Source organism: Rhizobium sp. KDH_Rht_773_N, from assembly GCF_052946295.1.
This window is the reverse complement of sequence record NZ_JBRFNB010000002.1, coordinates 111,500-125,490: the sequence shown is the minus strand read 5'-3', so window position 1 is coordinate 125,490 and position 13,991 is coordinate 111,500. Positions and strand designations below refer to the sequence as shown.

At 62.1% G+C, this 13,991-nt stretch carries 14 protein-coding genes; 7 read left to right on the top strand and 7 right to left on the bottom strand.

What is annotated here, in order from left to right:
• Entirely contained in the window at nt 1-1,737 is a 1,737-nt protein-coding gene (locus tag ACU8HS_RS22515; RefSeq protein ID WP_113413730.1) for a dihydroxy-acid dehydratase, read from the top strand.
• Between the two features lie 43 nt (nt 1,738-1,780).
• Here ACU8HS_RS22515 and ACU8HS_RS22510 read toward each other — a convergent pair whose 3' ends face one another.
• From ACU8HS_RS22510 to ACU8HS_RS22485, 6 genes are all read right to left on the bottom strand, one after another.
• Nucleotides 1,781-2,506 (bottom strand): SDR family oxidoreductase, encoded by a 726-nt coding sequence (locus ACU8HS_RS22510; protein WP_112753872.1) that lies wholly within the window; start codon nt 2,504-2,506, stop codon nt 1,781-1,783.
• A 12-nt stretch (nt 2,507-2,518) separates the two neighbouring features.
• Nucleotides 2,519-3,580: an ABC transporter ATP-binding protein gene (locus ACU8HS_RS22505; protein WP_447016226.1), complete on the bottom strand. Its 1,062-nt coding sequence runs from the start codon at nt 3,578-3,580 to the stop codon at nt 2,519-2,521.
• Between the two features lie 61 nt (nt 3,581-3,641).
• Entirely contained in the window at nt 3,642-3,848 is a 207-nt protein-coding gene (locus ACU8HS_RS22500) for a DUF2160 family membrane protein (protein ID WP_112570201.1), read from the bottom strand.
• Nucleotides 3,849-3,852: 4 nt separating this feature from the next.
• The gene (locus tag ACU8HS_RS22495) at nt 3,853-4,689 is read right to left on the bottom strand and encodes a carbohydrate ABC transporter permease (RefSeq protein WP_447016225.1); all 837 of its coding nucleotides are present in this window, start codon (nt 4,687-4,689) and stop codon (nt 3,853-3,855) included.
• Nucleotides 4,690-4,693: 4 nt separating this feature from the next.
• A complete protein-coding gene (locus ACU8HS_RS22490; protein ID WP_447016224.1) occupies nt 4,694-5,569 on the bottom strand; it encodes a carbohydrate ABC transporter permease in 876 nt (291 codons plus the stop codon).
• 96 nt (nt 5,570-5,665) lie between these two features.
• A complete protein-coding gene (locus tag ACU8HS_RS22485) occupies nt 5,666-7,099 on the bottom strand; it encodes an extracellular solute-binding protein (RefSeq protein ID WP_112570195.1) in 1,434 nt (477 codons plus the stop codon).
• 296 nt (nt 7,100-7,395) lie between these two features.
• Here ACU8HS_RS22485 and ACU8HS_RS22480 point away from each other — a divergent pair, with 296 nt between their 5' ends.
• From ACU8HS_RS22480 to ACU8HS_RS22455, 6 genes are all read left to right on the top strand, one after another.
• Nucleotides 7,396-8,280, top strand: a complete 885-nt coding sequence (locus ACU8HS_RS22480) for a sugar phosphate isomerase/epimerase family protein (protein WP_112703495.1) — start codon at nt 7,396-7,398, stop codon at nt 8,278-8,280.
• A gap of 64 nt (nt 8,281-8,344) precedes the next feature.
• Complete coding sequence (locus tag ACU8HS_RS22475) at nt 8,345-9,559, top strand: ROK family protein (protein WP_112754123.1); 1,215 nt, start codon at nt 8,345-8,347, stop codon at nt 9,557-9,559.
• Between the two features lie 26 nt (nt 9,560-9,585).
• Nucleotides 9,586-10,563, top strand: coding sequence for a tagatose kinase (locus tag ACU8HS_RS22470; protein WP_113497177.1), 978 nt, complete (start codon nt 9,586-9,588; stop codon nt 10,561-10,563).
• Nucleotides 10,563-11,837 carry a class II D-tagatose-bisphosphate aldolase non-catalytic subunit gene (locus tag ACU8HS_RS22465; protein ID WP_447016223.1) on the top strand — a complete coding sequence of 425 codons (1,275 nt, stop codon included), beginning with the start codon at nt 10,563-10,565 and terminating at the stop codon, nt 11,835-11,837. Before ACU8HS_RS22470 ends, ACU8HS_RS22465 begins: the two co-directional genes overlap by 1 nt.
• 24 nt (nt 11,838-11,861) lie before the next feature.
• On the top strand, nt 11,862-12,587 hold the full coding sequence (locus ACU8HS_RS22460) for an SDR family oxidoreductase (RefSeq protein ID WP_447016222.1): 726 nt from the start codon (nt 11,862-11,864) through the stop codon (nt 12,585-12,587).
• A 10-nt stretch (nt 12,588-12,597) separates the two neighbouring features.
• Nucleotides 12,598-13,371 (top strand): SDR family NAD(P)-dependent oxidoreductase, encoded by a 774-nt coding sequence (locus ACU8HS_RS22455; RefSeq protein ID WP_112755385.1) that lies wholly within the window; start codon nt 12,598-12,600, stop codon nt 13,369-13,371.
• A gap of 125 nt (nt 13,372-13,496) precedes the next feature.
• Here the strand turns inward: ACU8HS_RS22455 and ACU8HS_RS22450 are convergent, their stop codons facing one another.
• Entirely contained in the window at nt 13,497-13,982 is a 486-nt protein-coding gene (locus ACU8HS_RS22450; protein ID WP_113413724.1) for a MarR family winged helix-turn-helix transcriptional regulator, read from the bottom strand.
• Nucleotides 13,983-13,991: the final 9 nt, after the last annotated feature.

The following is a 13,991-nucleotide window of genomic DNA, read 5'->3' as shown; positions in this document are numbered from 1 at the left end:
ATGACCAAGACCGAGAAAGGCATTACCAACGGCCTGACGAACTACGGCGATCCGCGCTTCGCCGCCTATCTGCGCCGCTCCTTCGCATCCTCCATGGGCTATTCCCGCAAGATGCTGGAAAAGCCTGTCGTCGGTATTACCTGGACGGCAAGCGGCTTCAACAATTGCCATCGCGGCGTGCCGGAGCTGGTGGAAGCCGTCAAGCGCGGGGTTCTCGCCGCGGGCGGCCTGCCGCTCGATTTCCCCGTCACCTCGCTCGGTGAGGTCTTTCTGAACCCGACCAGCATGGTTTTCCGCAACCTGATGGCGATGGACGTGGAGGAAATGGTCCGCGCCCAGCCGATGGATGCCGTCGTGCTCGTTGGCGGGTGCGACAAGACGCTTCCGGCGCTCGTCATGGGGGCCGCCTCGGCCAACAAGCCGGCGATCGTGCTTGCGACCGGGCCGATGATGACATCGCGCTATCAGGGCGAGCGCCTTGGCGCCTGCACCGATTGCCGCCGTTTCTGGGCGCGCTATCGCGCCGGGGAGCTGGAAGACAAACAGATCGATCAGGTCGAAGGTTCGCTGGCGACCACGGCCGGCACCTGCGCCGTCATGGGCACGGCCTCCAGCATGGCGATCATGCTCGAGGTCATGGGTCTGATGCTGCCGGGAACGGCTGCCATTCCCGCCGTCCATGCCGATCGCCTCCGTGCCGCCGAAGCCACGGGTACGGCGGCCATGGGTCTCATCGCTTCCGGCCGCACGTTCAAGGAGACGGTGACGCAGGCGACGATCGACAACGCGCTGAAGACGCTGCTCGCCATCAGCGGTTCCACCAATGCCATCATCCATCTGGCGGCCATCGCCGGCCGGCTCGGCCTCAAGGTCGATCTCGACAAGCTCAACGCCATGTCGGACGCCACACCCGTGCTTGTCGATCTCAAGCCAACCGGTGACGCCTATATGGAGGACTTCTTCTATGCCGGCGGCGTCGGCGCGCTGTTGCGGCGGCTCGGCGACCATCTCGACCTTTCGGCCCGCACAGTGACGGGCGAGGCGCTGGCCGACCTCGTGCCGCCCGACGACAGCTGGATCGACGGCAGCGTCATCCGGCCGGTGGAAACGCCGATCCGCGCCGATGGCGGGCTTGTTGCCCTCTTCGGCAACCTGGCGCCGAAGGGCGCGATCCTGAAACGTGCGGCAGCCGACGAGCGGCTGTTCGAAAAGACCGGCCGCGCGGTCGTGTTCGAAGGGCTGAAGGATCTCTCCGACCGCATCGACGATCCCGATCTGGATGTCACGGAAGACGATATTCTGGTGCTGAAGAATGCCGGACCGAAGGCATCGGGCATGCCGGAATCGGGCTATCTGCCGATTCCGTCCAAACTTGCCCGCAAGGGTGTGAAGGACATGCTGCGCATTTCCGATGCGCGCATGAGCGGTACGGCCTATGGCACGATCGTGCTGCACGTCTCGCCGGAATCGGCAGCCGGGGGACCGCTGGCGCTGGTGCGCAACGGCGATATGATCCGCATGAGCGTCCGGGAGCGCCGGCTGGAACTGCTGGTCGAGGAGGCAGAACTTGCCAGACGTTTGCCGACGCCTGCACCGGCCGCCGAAACCCGCGGCTGGCTCGGGCTTTACAATCGGCATGTAATGCAGGCCGAAAACGGCTGCGACCTGGATTTCATGCTGCCGGATGCGCAGGACGCAGCCGAGGCCAGGGTGATGAAAATGCCCGCCAAGGCTTGAGGCCTGACCGGGCAAGATCTGTCCGGCCAGGTCATGCGAAGCCTCACGCGATCATGTAGCCGCCGTCAACCGGCATCGAAATGCCGTTGACCATCGCGGCTTCGTCCGAGAGCAGGAACAGGATCACCTCCGCCACGTCCTGAGACTCTGCGAACCGCCCGACGGGAATGCGCTTCAGCATGCCGGCGGCCTTTTCCGGATCGCTCCAGGCCTTGATCGCCATCGGCGTCAGCGTCACCGTCGGGTGCACCCCGTTCACGCGAATGCCCTGTGGCGCCAGCTCCTTGGCCATGACCCGCGTCAACCCGTCCAGACCGCCCTTTGAAGCGCAATAGGCCGCATGGTCGGGGATGCCGACGAAGGCGGCGACGGAGGAGACATTGACGATGGCGCCGTGACGGCCGGCCTCGATCAACGAGCGCGCATATTCCTGGGCGACGATCATCGGCGCGCGCGTGTTGACGGCGATCAGATGATCGAAGGCCTCGACGGTCGTATCGAGAAAGGACTGCAGTTCGGTGGTCCCCGCGCAATTGATCAGAAAATCGGCCGGGAGCACGGCGCGTGCAGCCTCCCGCGTCGCCTTCGCATCGGCAAGGTCGACCTGAACGGCCTGGCAGCCCAGTTCCTCGCGGAGCGATACGACATCATCGGCACTTCTCGTCAATGCCGCGACGTCAGCGCCCCGCCTGACCAATGTTTCTGCGACGACGCGACCGATGCCCTTGCCGGCACCGGTGACGATTACTTTTTTGCCTTGGAAATCCATCTGTTCCTCACCTTACAATCGTTGACCCGTTGCCTGATCAAAGATGTGAACGCGGCGGGGATCAATATGAAAATGCAGCACCTTGCCGGGCGTGACTTCGATGCGCTCGCGGATAAGCGCGTCGATCGGCACGCCGCCGACACGGCCGAAGATCAACGTTTCGGAGCCCGTCGGCTCATAGACCGACACCTCAACCGGAATGCCGTCCTCGGCGATGGTGATGTGTTCCGGCCGAATGCCGTATGTCACCGTCTTGCCGTCCTCGGCATTCACGCGGTCCACCGGCAGGACGACGCCCTGATCGGTGACGACGACCTGCCTGCCGTCCCGCGTTGCGATCTTGCCCTGGAGGAAGTTCATCGACGGGCTGCCGATGAAGCCGGCGACGAAGAGATTGGCCGGGAAGTCGTAGAGGTCGAGGGGCTTGCCGACCTGTTCCACCCGTCCGTCACGCATGACGACGATCTTGTTCGCCATCGTCATGGCTTCGATCTGGTCATGCGTGACATAGATTGTGGTCGTTTTCAGCCGCTGGTGCAGCTCCTTGATCTCGACACGCATGGTGACGCGAAGTTTGGCGTCGAGGTTGGACAGCGGCTCGTCGAAAAGGAAGACCTGCGGGTCGCGCACGATCGCCCGGCCCATGGCGACGCGCTGCCGCTGCCCGCCCGACAGCTGTTTCGGATAGCGGTCGAGATACCGCGTCAGATCGAGGATTGCGGCTGCCTTTCCGACCTTCTCGTCGATCTCCGACTTTGGCCGTTTGGCCATCTTCAGCGGAAAGCCCATATTTTCGGCGACCGTCTTGTGCGGATAGAGCGCGTAGCTCTGGAAGACCATGGCGATGTCGCGTTCCTTCGGCGGAGCGTTGGTGACGTCGCGCCCGCCGATCCTGATATCGCCGCTGCTGACGGTCTCGAGACCGGCGATCATGCGCAGCAGCGTGGACTTGCCGCAGCCGGAAGGGCCGACCAGAACGACGAATTCGCCATCCTCGATATCGACGCTGACGCCGTGCATGACCTGAAGAGCGCCATATCTCTTGGTGACGTCGCTGACCTGTACATTTGCCAATGTCGTTTCTCCCTAGTCCAGCACGGCTTGCGTCTTGATTTTGTTCAAAAAGACCATCGGTTCACCCTTTCCAGATAATGTAGGCGCCAAGCGCGGCGGAGATTGCCACCGCAAACCACACCGAAAGCCCGAACGGTTCGATGAACCGCATCCAGAGCAGGGACAGCGCGACCCAGATGACGACCGAGATGAACAGCCGGTCGAACCAGTTGGTCTCGATCGGCAGGAAGCCCGGCTGCTTTTCGTTGTTTTCAGAATCCGAAGCCATCTTGCTATCCTTTCACTGCGCCGAAGGTCAGACCGGCAACGATGTGACGCTGCACGACCGAGAAGACGATGAGCGCCGGGATCAAAGTCAGCATGGAGATCGCCGCCATGATGCCCCAGGCCGTGCCAGTCGTCGTCACATATTCCGATAGGCCGGTTGTAAGCGTTCGGGCGTTGAAATTGGTCAGCGTGGCGGCAAGCAGATATTCGTTCCACGCGAAGACCCAGGTGAGGATGAGCGTCACCGCAAGGCCCGGTCGCGCCAGGGGGAAGACGATGTCGTAGAGGACCATCCAGGGACTTGCGCCATCCACATAGGCCGCTTCGTCCAGTTCCTTCGGAATGCCCTCTACCGTCGGTCGCAGCGTCCAGATGGCGAAGGGAAGGTTGAACGAGCAGTAGACCAGGATCATGCCGAGCCTGGAATCCGCGAGTGAGAAGTCGCCGAACTTGTAGACCTGGGTCAGAAGCAGGAAGAGCGGCAGCAGGAAGACCGCCGGCGGCGCCATGCGGTTGGTGATCGTCCAGAAGAAGATGCTTTCCTTGCCGGCGAGGTCGAAGCGCGACAGCGCGTAACAGGCCAGGAAGCCGAGTGTCGTGACCAGGACCGCGTTGCCGGACGAGATGACGAGCGAGTTGATCATGTATCGCCGCAGGGTCTCGTTCGTCAGCACGTCCTGGTAATTCTTCCAGAAGAAGCTCCGCAGGACGACATCAGGCGTAGAGAACAGATCGAAGGGCTGCTTCACCGAGATGACGAAGAGCCAGTAAATCGGGAAAAGGGTCGCAAAGCTGATCAGCGTCCACAGGAGAACCGAAAGCCAGGGGTTCTGTCTCTTCATGGCATCAGCCTCTCTTCGCGCGGGGAGCAATCAGGCCGACATAGAGCAGCCAGCAGACGACGATGGTGAGGTAGAGCACGACGACCGAGATCGCCGAACCGTAGCCGTAGTTCGTTTTCGGGAAGACTTCCCTGAAGATGTGGACGCCGATATAGCGCGTCGAGGACCCCGGACCGCCGCCGGTCAGCATCAGAACCTCGTCGACCGTGCGCAGCGCGTCCATGAGCCTGATGAATACCGTTGCCAGAAGGGCAGGGCGGATCAGTGGCAGCGTAATATGCCAGAAGATCTGGCTCTTGCCGGCGCCATCGATCTGCGCCTGTTCGAAGGGATCGGGCGGAAGCGAAACCAGGGCGGCGATCAGGGACAGCGTGACCAATGGCGTCCAGTGCCAGACGTCCATGATGACGGTGATGGTGAAGGCGGCGAGCGCGCTCTGGCCGATGTTCAGATCATAGCCGAACCAGTTTCGCAGCAGGTACGGGATGATGCCGATCGACGGTGTGGTCATCAGTTTCCACACCGAGCCGACGATGATAGGCGCCATGATCAGCGGAAGAGTGTGGATGGTGCGGAAGAAGGCCTTTCCCGGAAAGTCCTTCATCAGTGCCTGCGCGAGCATATATCCAAGCACGAGCTCGGAAACGACGGCAAAGAAGACGAAGGCGACGGTGATGCCGAGCGAGGCGAGGAACTGTTTGTCGAAGACGAGACTTCGGTAGTTCGAAGCCCAGTTGAAGACCATCAGCGGATTTGCGGCAAAAGGGTTCCATTGATGAAAGGAAACCCAGACGACATAGATGAAAGGAAAAATACCGAAGAGCCCGAGGATCAGGATCGTCGGTGACAGCAGCAGCCATCCAAACTTTTGCGAATGCATCGCTTCATCCTCTTTGGCGCCCGTTGGGCGACCTATCGAGCCAGGAAAGAGACGGGTCGCCAAGCGAAGACGACCCGCCAAGGTGGGGAGGATGACTTATTTGCGATAGCCGAGCGACGTGAGCTCCTCTTCCGTCTTGGCCGCCATCTGGTCGAGGCCTTCGTCGGGGGCGATCTTGCCGGTCAGAATGTCGAAGAAGATCGGCAGGGTGGCTTCACGCAGCTGGGCGTGGAACGGATACGGGGGGGCGCCGGCGAAGAGCTTGCCCTGATCCTTCAGCATCGTATAGAAGCCGCCGAGCTTGACATCCATCGCCTTGACCTTCGGATCGTCGAAGGTTGCCGTGTTGGTGATGCGCGGTGCGGCGATCGCCCAATCGGGCTGCACGTCGTTCTGCCCCATGAATTCGAGGAAGAGCAGCGCGGCTTCCTTGTTCTTGGATGTAATCGGCAGGCCGAAGGCGCCACCGTCATAATAGCCGATGTAGCCCTTTCCGGACTTGGCATCCTCCAGAACGCCCGGTTCAAGCGGCGGCAGGGCGAAGCCTACCTTGTCGACCACCTTTGACTGCGCAGGATCGCTGGCGATCCAGGCCGCGTTCTCGCCGTAGATCAATCCCTGGGCGACGCGGCCCGCCGCGAAGGTCGTCGCCGTTTCCGTCCAGGTCGATTGCGTCGATTCCGGCGGCGCGATATCGCGCAGGTGCAGCCAGTATTTCAACGCGGCCTTCGCCTTGTCGCTGTTCATGGCGCCGCCATGCTCGACCGTCGCCGCGTAGTTGTTGCTGGCGTCGATGCCCCAGTTGTAGACGCCGAAGGTCGGCGCGATGGATTCGAAATATTCGTACCAGGATGCGGCGTGGCCCGTATGGGCCTGAGCGGTCGTACCCCAGAGCTCGAGACCGTTGTCCTTTCCGTATTTGGTGAAGAATTCGGCGATCTGTGTGTAGTCCTCATGCGTGGTCGCCGGCTTCAGGTCCTTGCCGGTTTCCTTCTTGAAGGCTTCCTTGATCTTCGGGTCGTCGAAGAGGTCCTTGCGGTAGAGGTAGGTCTTGAGGAAGGCTTCCATCGGCACGCCGAAGAGATCTCCCTTCGCGTCCTTGAAATAGTCGGCGAAGCTGGTGAAGTTCGCGTCATCGTAGGTCGGCGCCTTCAGATCCGGCTGATCCTTCAGCGTCTGGGTGATGTCGACCAGGAAATTGCGCGCCAGATACGAGTAGATGATGTCCTGCTCGATGTAGACCATGTCGTAGATGCCGGTCTTGGCCTCCATGTCCTTGATGGCCTTGTCGTACATCTGATCCCAGGACGTCGTCTCGATTTCGACCTTGATGCCGGTCTTCTTCTCGAATTCGGGCGCGAGCACATCCTTGATGTAATTGGACGGCGGCGTGCTTTCGGTCACGCCGTGCAGGGTCACGCCCTTGAATTTGGCGCCGGCGTCCGACCAGAAGTCTGCCCAGGCCGGCGACGCGGCGGTGGCGAGGCTGAGCGTCAGCGCAAGCGCGCTGGCTTTCAAAGCGTAGTTCATTTCAATCCTCCCAGATAGCAGCGAGATCATTTCGCCGGGTCATTGTGTAGATGAAAATCGGTGTCCGCGCAATATTTGTTGTCTAAACCTGCAAATATGTGGGCTATGTCGTTGATTTCGGTAGAAAGTAATTTTCGCATAAAATCCATGGCGACGCAGATACGATGGAAATTGCTGCATCGCAATCAGATTTCTCGCGGAAGCAAAATTACGATCTGTAAATTTATTTGTTGCGTTACCATACTAAATGGCATAGCTGTGGCGCGGAGATAGGCATCCAGCGGAGGAAAACGGCTATGCGTCGATTGGGTATCCATTCATTTGTATGGACAGGCGGCCAAACGCAGGAGGGGCTCGAAATGGCTCTCAACAAGACAGCCGAGCACGGATATCGTACGATCGAATTTGCCTATCTGCGCCCCGAGAGATTCAATCTCGATCGTCTGGCGAAGCTCGCCCAGTCGCTCGATGTCGAGATCGGCGTGACGATGGGCCTGCCTGTCGACAAGGATATTTCTAGCGAGGATATGGCGGCCGTTGCCGCCGGCAGGCAGATGCTGGCCGATGCCGTGCGGGCGGTTCGTGACATCGGTGGAAACAAGCTCGGCGGCATCCTTTATTCCGCGCATACCAAATATAACCGGCAGCCGACGAAGAGGGGCTGGGACAACAGCGTCGCCGCGATCGCCGCGACTGCGGATATCGCGCGGGATGCGAGGGTCGATCTCGTCCTGGAGATCGTGAACCGTTTCGAGACGAACCTTCTGAACACCACGGCCCAGGGATTGAAGTTCATCTCCGAAACCGGGTCGGACCATGTCCGGCTGCATCTCGACACGTTCCACATGAATATCGAGGAAGCAAATCCGGCGGCCGCGATCCGGCTTGCCGGCGACAAGATCGGCTATTTCCACATTGGCGAAAGCAATCGCGGCTACCTCGGCGACGGCGTCATCAATTTCGACCTTATTTTCGATGCGCTGCTCGATATCGACTACAGGCGCGACATCGTGTTCGAAAGCTTTTCGACCGCCGTGGTCGACGAAGGCCTCTCGCTCGCCTGTGCAATCTGGCGCGATACCTGGACCGACAACGATCCGCTGGCCGCTCATGCCAAGCGCTATATCGAACTGAAATACGAGGAAGCCAAGCGGCGGCGCGTCACGAACGCGCGCCCGTGATAATCCTTCTGCCGATCTGCTTCGCACGTATAGGCTGGAGCAGTCGATTTGAAGAGAAATGAAAATGAATGACACTGTCTCCATCGGAAGCTCGCCGCGCAGGATCCGGCAGAACAACATCGTTGCCGCCCTGCAGACGATCTACAGCCATCGCCGCCTGAGCCGGGCCGATCTGGCGCGGAAGCTCGGCATGAACCGTTCGTCGTCAGGCGAGATCGTTGCCGAACTGACGGAAAGCGGCCTGGTCCAGGAATCGGAGGAGAGCAGCAAGCAGCGCTCGGAGCAATCCCGCGCCGGCCGTCCGGGAATCATGCTCGAACTGGTGCCGGATGCCGCGTTCTTTGCCGGGATCGAACTCGGCGTCGAGCATATATCTGCCGTTGTCGTGGATTTTTCGGCAGATGTCCGGGTCTGCCGCAGGCTCGCTTTCCACGCCCAGTCCTCAAGCGTGGAGGAGGCCGTGGCGCGCGGGGTCGAGCTCATCACGGACGCCATGCCGAAGCAGATGATCGAGCGCTGCAAGGGGCTCGGCATATCCGTGCCGGCCCATATCCGGCCGGACGGAATTGTCACGCTTGCGCCGATCATCGGCTGGCGGGACGTGCCGTTGAAGGAGATCGGCCGCAGCGCCTTTCCGGCCGAGGTGCCGATCGCGGTGGAAAACGACGCCAACGCTTTCGCGATCGGCGACAGCTATCGTCACGGCGTTGCCGGCGTGACGCTCTTCCTGCTCATGGAGACCGGTGTCGGCGGCGGGATCATGATCGATGGAAAGCTGTTTCGCGGCGGCCATGGCCTCGCGGGTGAGATCGGCCATACCCTCGTGCCGGGAAGCGGCGGGCAGAAATTCGAGCAGCTGATCGGCCGCGAGGTGCTGATCCGGCAGTACAGGGAAGCGACCGGCCGCGCCGACGCCGACCTGCAGGAATTTCTCACCGACGTTCGCGATCGCGTTCCGGACGCGGTAAACATAGCGGAGATCTGGTCGCGGCATCTGGCCTATGCGCTGCTGCAGGCCTGCCGCCTGCTCGATCCGGACCGGATCGTTCTGGGCGGTTCCGTCGCCTCGCTTTATCCGATGGTGGCGGCCCGCGTGGCCGTCCACATGTCGGAGGGCCAGAATATTCCTTTTCCGACACCCGCGATCGTCGTCGATGACGACGCGGAATTCGGTTCCGCCTTTGGGGCGGCATGCATGCTGCACGGGCGCTTCCTTTCCCTCGAAAACGAGGAATTCGGTGGCGAAGACGGTGCAATACAACGATCAACTGCGATTTAGCGGCATCTATCGAAAGCGGGATTGCAATGGCTTCAGTGCTGGCTCCGGACCAACTCGGCCCCACGGTTTGCGTCGGCGAGATCCTGGTGGAGATCGTCGCCACGACGCTCGGCGAGGGGTTCCTTGAAGCCCAGCCGCTTGTCGGGCCGTTCGCAAGCGGGGCGCCGGCAATCTTCATCTCGCAATGCGGCCGGCTCGGCGGAGCGGCAGCAATGGTGGGGGCGGTCGGCAACGACGATTTCGGCCGCGTCAATATCGACCGCCTCAAGCGCGATGGTGTCGATGTGTCCGCCATCACCGTCGATCCCGATTATCCGACGGGAAGCGCCTTCGTCCGCTACCGCAAGGACGGCTCCCGCGACTTCGTCTACAATATAGCCAGATCGGCGGCCGCCCGCTTCGGCTGGTCCGCGGGGGTCAGCGATCTCGTGAGCCGCAGCGGGCATCTTCATGTCATGGGTTCGGCTCTCTCCGTTCCCAGCGCGCGGGAGGTCATCGACAGGGCGGTCGATATCGTGAAGGCGCGCGGCGGCACGCTCTCGGTCGATCCGAACCTGCGCAAGGAATTGCAGCTCGACGAGGATACCGAGCGCCGGTTTTCCCGGCTTGTCGCCACGGCCGATCTGCTCTTGCCGTCGGGGGAAGAACTCGAGCGCGCCGCAGGCATCGCGGGCGAGGCCGATGCGATCCGGCGCCTGTTCGACATCGGCGTGAAGGAGATCGTGCTGAAGCGCGGTGCAGAGGGCGCGACCTATTTCGGCAGAGAGGGGGACCGTATCGATGCTCCTGCCTTCCTCGTCGAGGAGGTCGATCCGACCGGCGCCGGCGACTGTTTCGGCGGGGCCTACCTCACCTGCCGGCGGCTCGGAATGTCACCAGGCGAGGCACTCACCTACGGGTCGGCCGCTGGTGCGCGCAACGTGACGGTCCGCGGCCCGATGGAGGGTGCAGGCACCCGCTGGGAACTCGACGCGTTCATCGCCTCAACGCAAAGGCGCTCCTGATGCAGATTGCGCTCACCGAACTGGCTGCGCTCAGGGCTGAGGGTCGTCCGGCCGGCATTACCTCCGTCTGCTCGGCCCATCCGGTCGTCTTGCGGGCGGCACTGCGTCACGGGCGCGACCGTTCGAGCACGGTTCTGATCGAAGCCACCTGCAACCAGGTGAACCATCTGGGCGGCTATACCGGGATGACCCCCGCAGACTTTGCGGCTCTGGTTTTGCGCATTGCCAAAGAGGAGGGCTGCCCGGAAAGCCTCATTGTGCTGGGCGGCGACCATCTCGGACCGAACCCCTGGCGGGATCGGGCGGCTGACGAGGCCATAGCTGAAGCCGAGCGGATGGTGGCGGCCTATATCGAGGCCGGGTTCCGCAAGATCCATCTCGACGCATCGATGGGCTGCCTGGGGGAACCCGCCGCATTGGACGACGAGGCGACCGCCCGTCGCGCGGCCCGCCTTGCCGCTGTCGCGGAGACCGCGGCAAGGCGGGCAGGGGCTGCCATGCCGGTCTATGTCATCGGCACCGAGGTTCCTCCTCCTGGCGGCGCCGATCATGCATTGACTGCGATCGAGCCGACTGCCGCTTCGGCCGCCAGGCGCACCATCGACGTCCATCGTCGTGTCTTCGCCGAAGCCGGTCTGGCGGAAGCCTTTGCGCGCGCCATCGGCCTTGTGGTGCAGCCGGGCGTCGAATTCGGCAACCACAATGTCGTCAGCTACGACCGCAGCAAGATCGAGGCGTTGAAGCAGGTGCTCGACGACGAGCCGCAATTCGTGTTTGAGGCGCATTCCACCGACTATCAGGGCATCGGTCCGCTGGCCGCGCTCGTCGCAGACGGTTTTCCGATCCTGAAGGTCGGGCCGGAACTGACCTTCGTCCTGCGCGAAGCCCTCTACGGGCTGGATTTGATCGCATCCGACCTCGTGCCTGATTATGGCGAGCGTCCGCTATATGCCGCGATGGAGGCCCTGATGCTGGCGCATCGGGACAATTGGAGCCGCCACTATCACGGCAGCGAGGACGAGCGGCGCTGGCTTCGGCATTATTCGCTGTCCGATCGCATTCGCTACTATTGGACATCCGAGCAGGCGCAATCCGCGGTCGCACGTCTTTGCGGCGCGCTTGCGGGAAAATCCGTACCGCGCCCGCTCTTCTGGCAGCACATGCCGGCTGCCGAGCAGTTTTCCGATGCGCCGCTCGACCCGGAGGCGTTGTTGGTCTGGCGGGTGACGAAGAGCCTTGCCGAATATCATGCAGCATGCGGCGGAGCGAGATAGGCCGCCCCAACCAAGGAGGAAGGAATGAACGAGTTGAAAGGGAAGGTCGCCGCGATCACGGGCGCCGCGTCCGGTATCGGAATGGCGTCGACGGAGGCGATGATCGCAGCAGGCGCCACGGTCGTTCTTGTCGACCGCGACGAGAAGGCGCTGGCGGCAGCCAGCGAGCGCCTTGGCGTACGGGCAATACCTCTCGCTTTGGACCTGCTGGATGCGCAGGCATGTGCCCAGCTTCTCGACCGCGTGTCGTCGAAGGTAGGGCAGCTCGACATTCTGCATGCCAATGCCGGCACCTATATCGGCGGCGACCTTGCGGATGCCAATCTCGACGCGATCGACCGGATGCTGAACCTCAACGTCAATGTCGTCATCAAGAACGTCCGGACCGTCATTCCGCATATGATCGAACGCGGCAGCGGCGACATCGTCGTCACGAGCTCGGTCGCAGGCCATTCGCCCGTCCCGTGGGAGCCCGTCTATTCGCCGTCGAAATGGGCGATGCACTGCTTCGTCCAGACGATGCGCCGTCAGCTTTTGAAAAGCGGCATTCGTGTCGGCTCGGTTTCGCCGGGACCCGTCATCAGCGCGCTGCTTGCCGACTGGCCGGAGGAGAACCTGCGCAAGGCGAAGGAGGCCGGCGCCCTGATCGAGCCCAAGGAGGTGGCCGACGCCATCATGTTCATGCTGACGCGTCCGCGCAACGTGACGATCCGCGACATCGTCGTTCTCCCGAGCGCGTTCGATATCTGAGGAGCAAACCATGAGCTATCAGGAGAAATTCCGTCTTGACGGCGAGCGCGCCGTCGTCACCGGCGGCGGGCGCGCCATCGGGCTTTGCTGTGCACACGCGCTCGCCGAAGCCGGTGCAGCCGTCGTCGTCATAGAGCGCAACGAGGCCGATGCAGAACAGGCGCTGGCGCTCAAGGATAAAGGATATGATGTCGAACTTCGTGTCGGCGACGTGACCGATTCCGCCCGCATGGAGGCGATTGCCAATGAACTTGCCGAGGGTGGTCGTCCGGCGACGATCCTGGTCAACAATGCCGGGATCGGCCAGAACGGGATTGCCGCAGAGGACGTCACGGACGCCGATTGGCTGCGGATGATGGATGTCAACGTCAACGGCGTCTTCTGGTGCTCGCGCGCCTTCGGCCGCCATATGGTGGCGATGAAACGGGGCGCGATCGTCAATCTCGGCTCGATGTCGGGCATCATCTGCAACCGGCCGCAGCCGCAGACCGCCTATAACGTCTCCAAGGCTGCCGTTCACCACCTCACCCGTTCCATGGCCGCCGAATGGGCGCAGCACGGGGTAAGGATCAATGCGGTTGCCCCGACCTATATCGAAACGCCGATGGTCGCGGCAGTCGAGGCCAATCGCGAGCGGATTCCGATCTGGCTTGCCGACACGCCGATGGGGCGCATGGGCGCGCCCGAGGAGGTCGCAAGCGCGGTTCTCTTTCTTGCGTCCGGCGCGGCAAGCCTGATGACGGGAGCAATCGTCAACGTCGATGCCGGCTTCACCTGCTGGTAGACCGGCTCAAACGAGAGCCTCAAGGCGCCTGCCGTCCCGCCGGCGCCTCGCCTCCTTCCGGCTGCACCGACAGGATATGTCGATCTGACAGGGCGGCTCGACCCTGCTCATCTGCGCGGCATGCGTCAGCCCTTGACCGGATCATCCTTCACGGCATCGGCAAACTTCTGCATCAGGCGGACCAGATTATCCAGATCATCGGGATCCCATGTCTTGAATATCTCGATGCCTATCCTCTCGCGCGCTGCATCGACGCGGTCCGTCATCGATTTGCCCTTCGCGGTGACCACCGCTTCGGTGACGCGCCGGTCCGTCCTGCTCGGTTGACGCTGGATGAGGCCGAGGTTCTCCAGCTTCGCGACTTGGCGGCTGACCGTCGTGTAGTCGCGGCCGGCCCGGTCGGCCAGATCGACGACGCCAATCGGTCCCAGTCTCTCAATGCCCACGAGCAGAGGGAAGAGGGCGCGATCGAGCGAAATCCCTGCCTCCCTGACCATTGCCTCGTCCCTCTGCGGCCGGTTCATGATGCTGACGATCTCAAGCAACGCCACGTGAAGCTCGCGGATACGAGTCGCGATATGTGTATTTTGCACATTTTTTGTTGACGGCATTCCCGTTCT

Bases quoted from the DNA above. Each gene is read 5' to 3' on its own strand.
- ACU8HS_RS22485 (WP_112570195.1), bottom strand. From the start codon at position 7,099: ATGAACTACGCTTTGAAAGCCAGCGCGCTTGCGCTGACGCTCAGCCTC.
- ACU8HS_RS22500 (WP_112570201.1), bottom strand. From the start codon at position 3,848: ATGGCTTCGGATTCTGAAAACAACGAAAAGCAGCCGGGCTTCCTGCCG.
- ACU8HS_RS22465 (WP_447016223.1), top strand. From the start codon at position 10,563: ATGCAGATTGCGCTCACCGAACTGGCTGCGCTCAGGGCTGAGGGTCGT.
- ACU8HS_RS22455 (WP_112755385.1), top strand. From the start codon at position 12,598: ATGAGCTATCAGGAGAAATTCCGTCTTGACGGCGAGCGCGCCGTCGTC.
- ACU8HS_RS22475 (WP_112754123.1), top strand. From the start codon at position 8,345: ATGAATGACACTGTCTCCATCGGAAGCTCGCCGCGCAGGATCCGGCAG.
- ACU8HS_RS22515 (WP_113413730.1), top strand. From the start codon at position 1: ATGACCAAGACCGAGAAAGGCATTACCAACGGCCTGACGAACTACGGC.
- ACU8HS_RS22490 (WP_447016224.1), bottom strand. From the start codon at position 5,569: ATGCATTCGCAAAAGTTTGGATGGCTGCTGCTGTCACCGACGATCCTG.
- ACU8HS_RS22450 (WP_113413724.1), bottom strand. From the start codon at position 13,982: ATGCCGTCAACAAAAAATGTGCAAAATACACATATCGCGACTCGTATC.
- ACU8HS_RS22470 (WP_113497177.1), top strand. From the start codon at position 9,586: ATGGCTTCAGTGCTGGCTCCGGACCAACTCGGCCCCACGGTTTGCGTC.
- ACU8HS_RS22510 (WP_112753872.1), bottom strand. From the start codon at position 2,506: ATGGATTTCCAAGGCAAAAAAGTAATCGTCACCGGTGCCGGCAAGGGC.
- ACU8HS_RS22460 (WP_447016222.1), top strand. From the start codon at position 11,862: ATGAACGAGTTGAAAGGGAAGGTCGCCGCGATCACGGGCGCCGCGTCC.
- ACU8HS_RS22480 (WP_112703495.1), top strand. From the start codon at position 7,396: ATGCGTCGATTGGGTATCCATTCATTTGTATGGACAGGCGGCCAAACG.
- ACU8HS_RS22495 (WP_447016225.1), bottom strand. From the start codon at position 4,689: ATGAAGAGACAGAACCCCTGGCTTTCGGTTCTCCTGTGGACGCTGATC.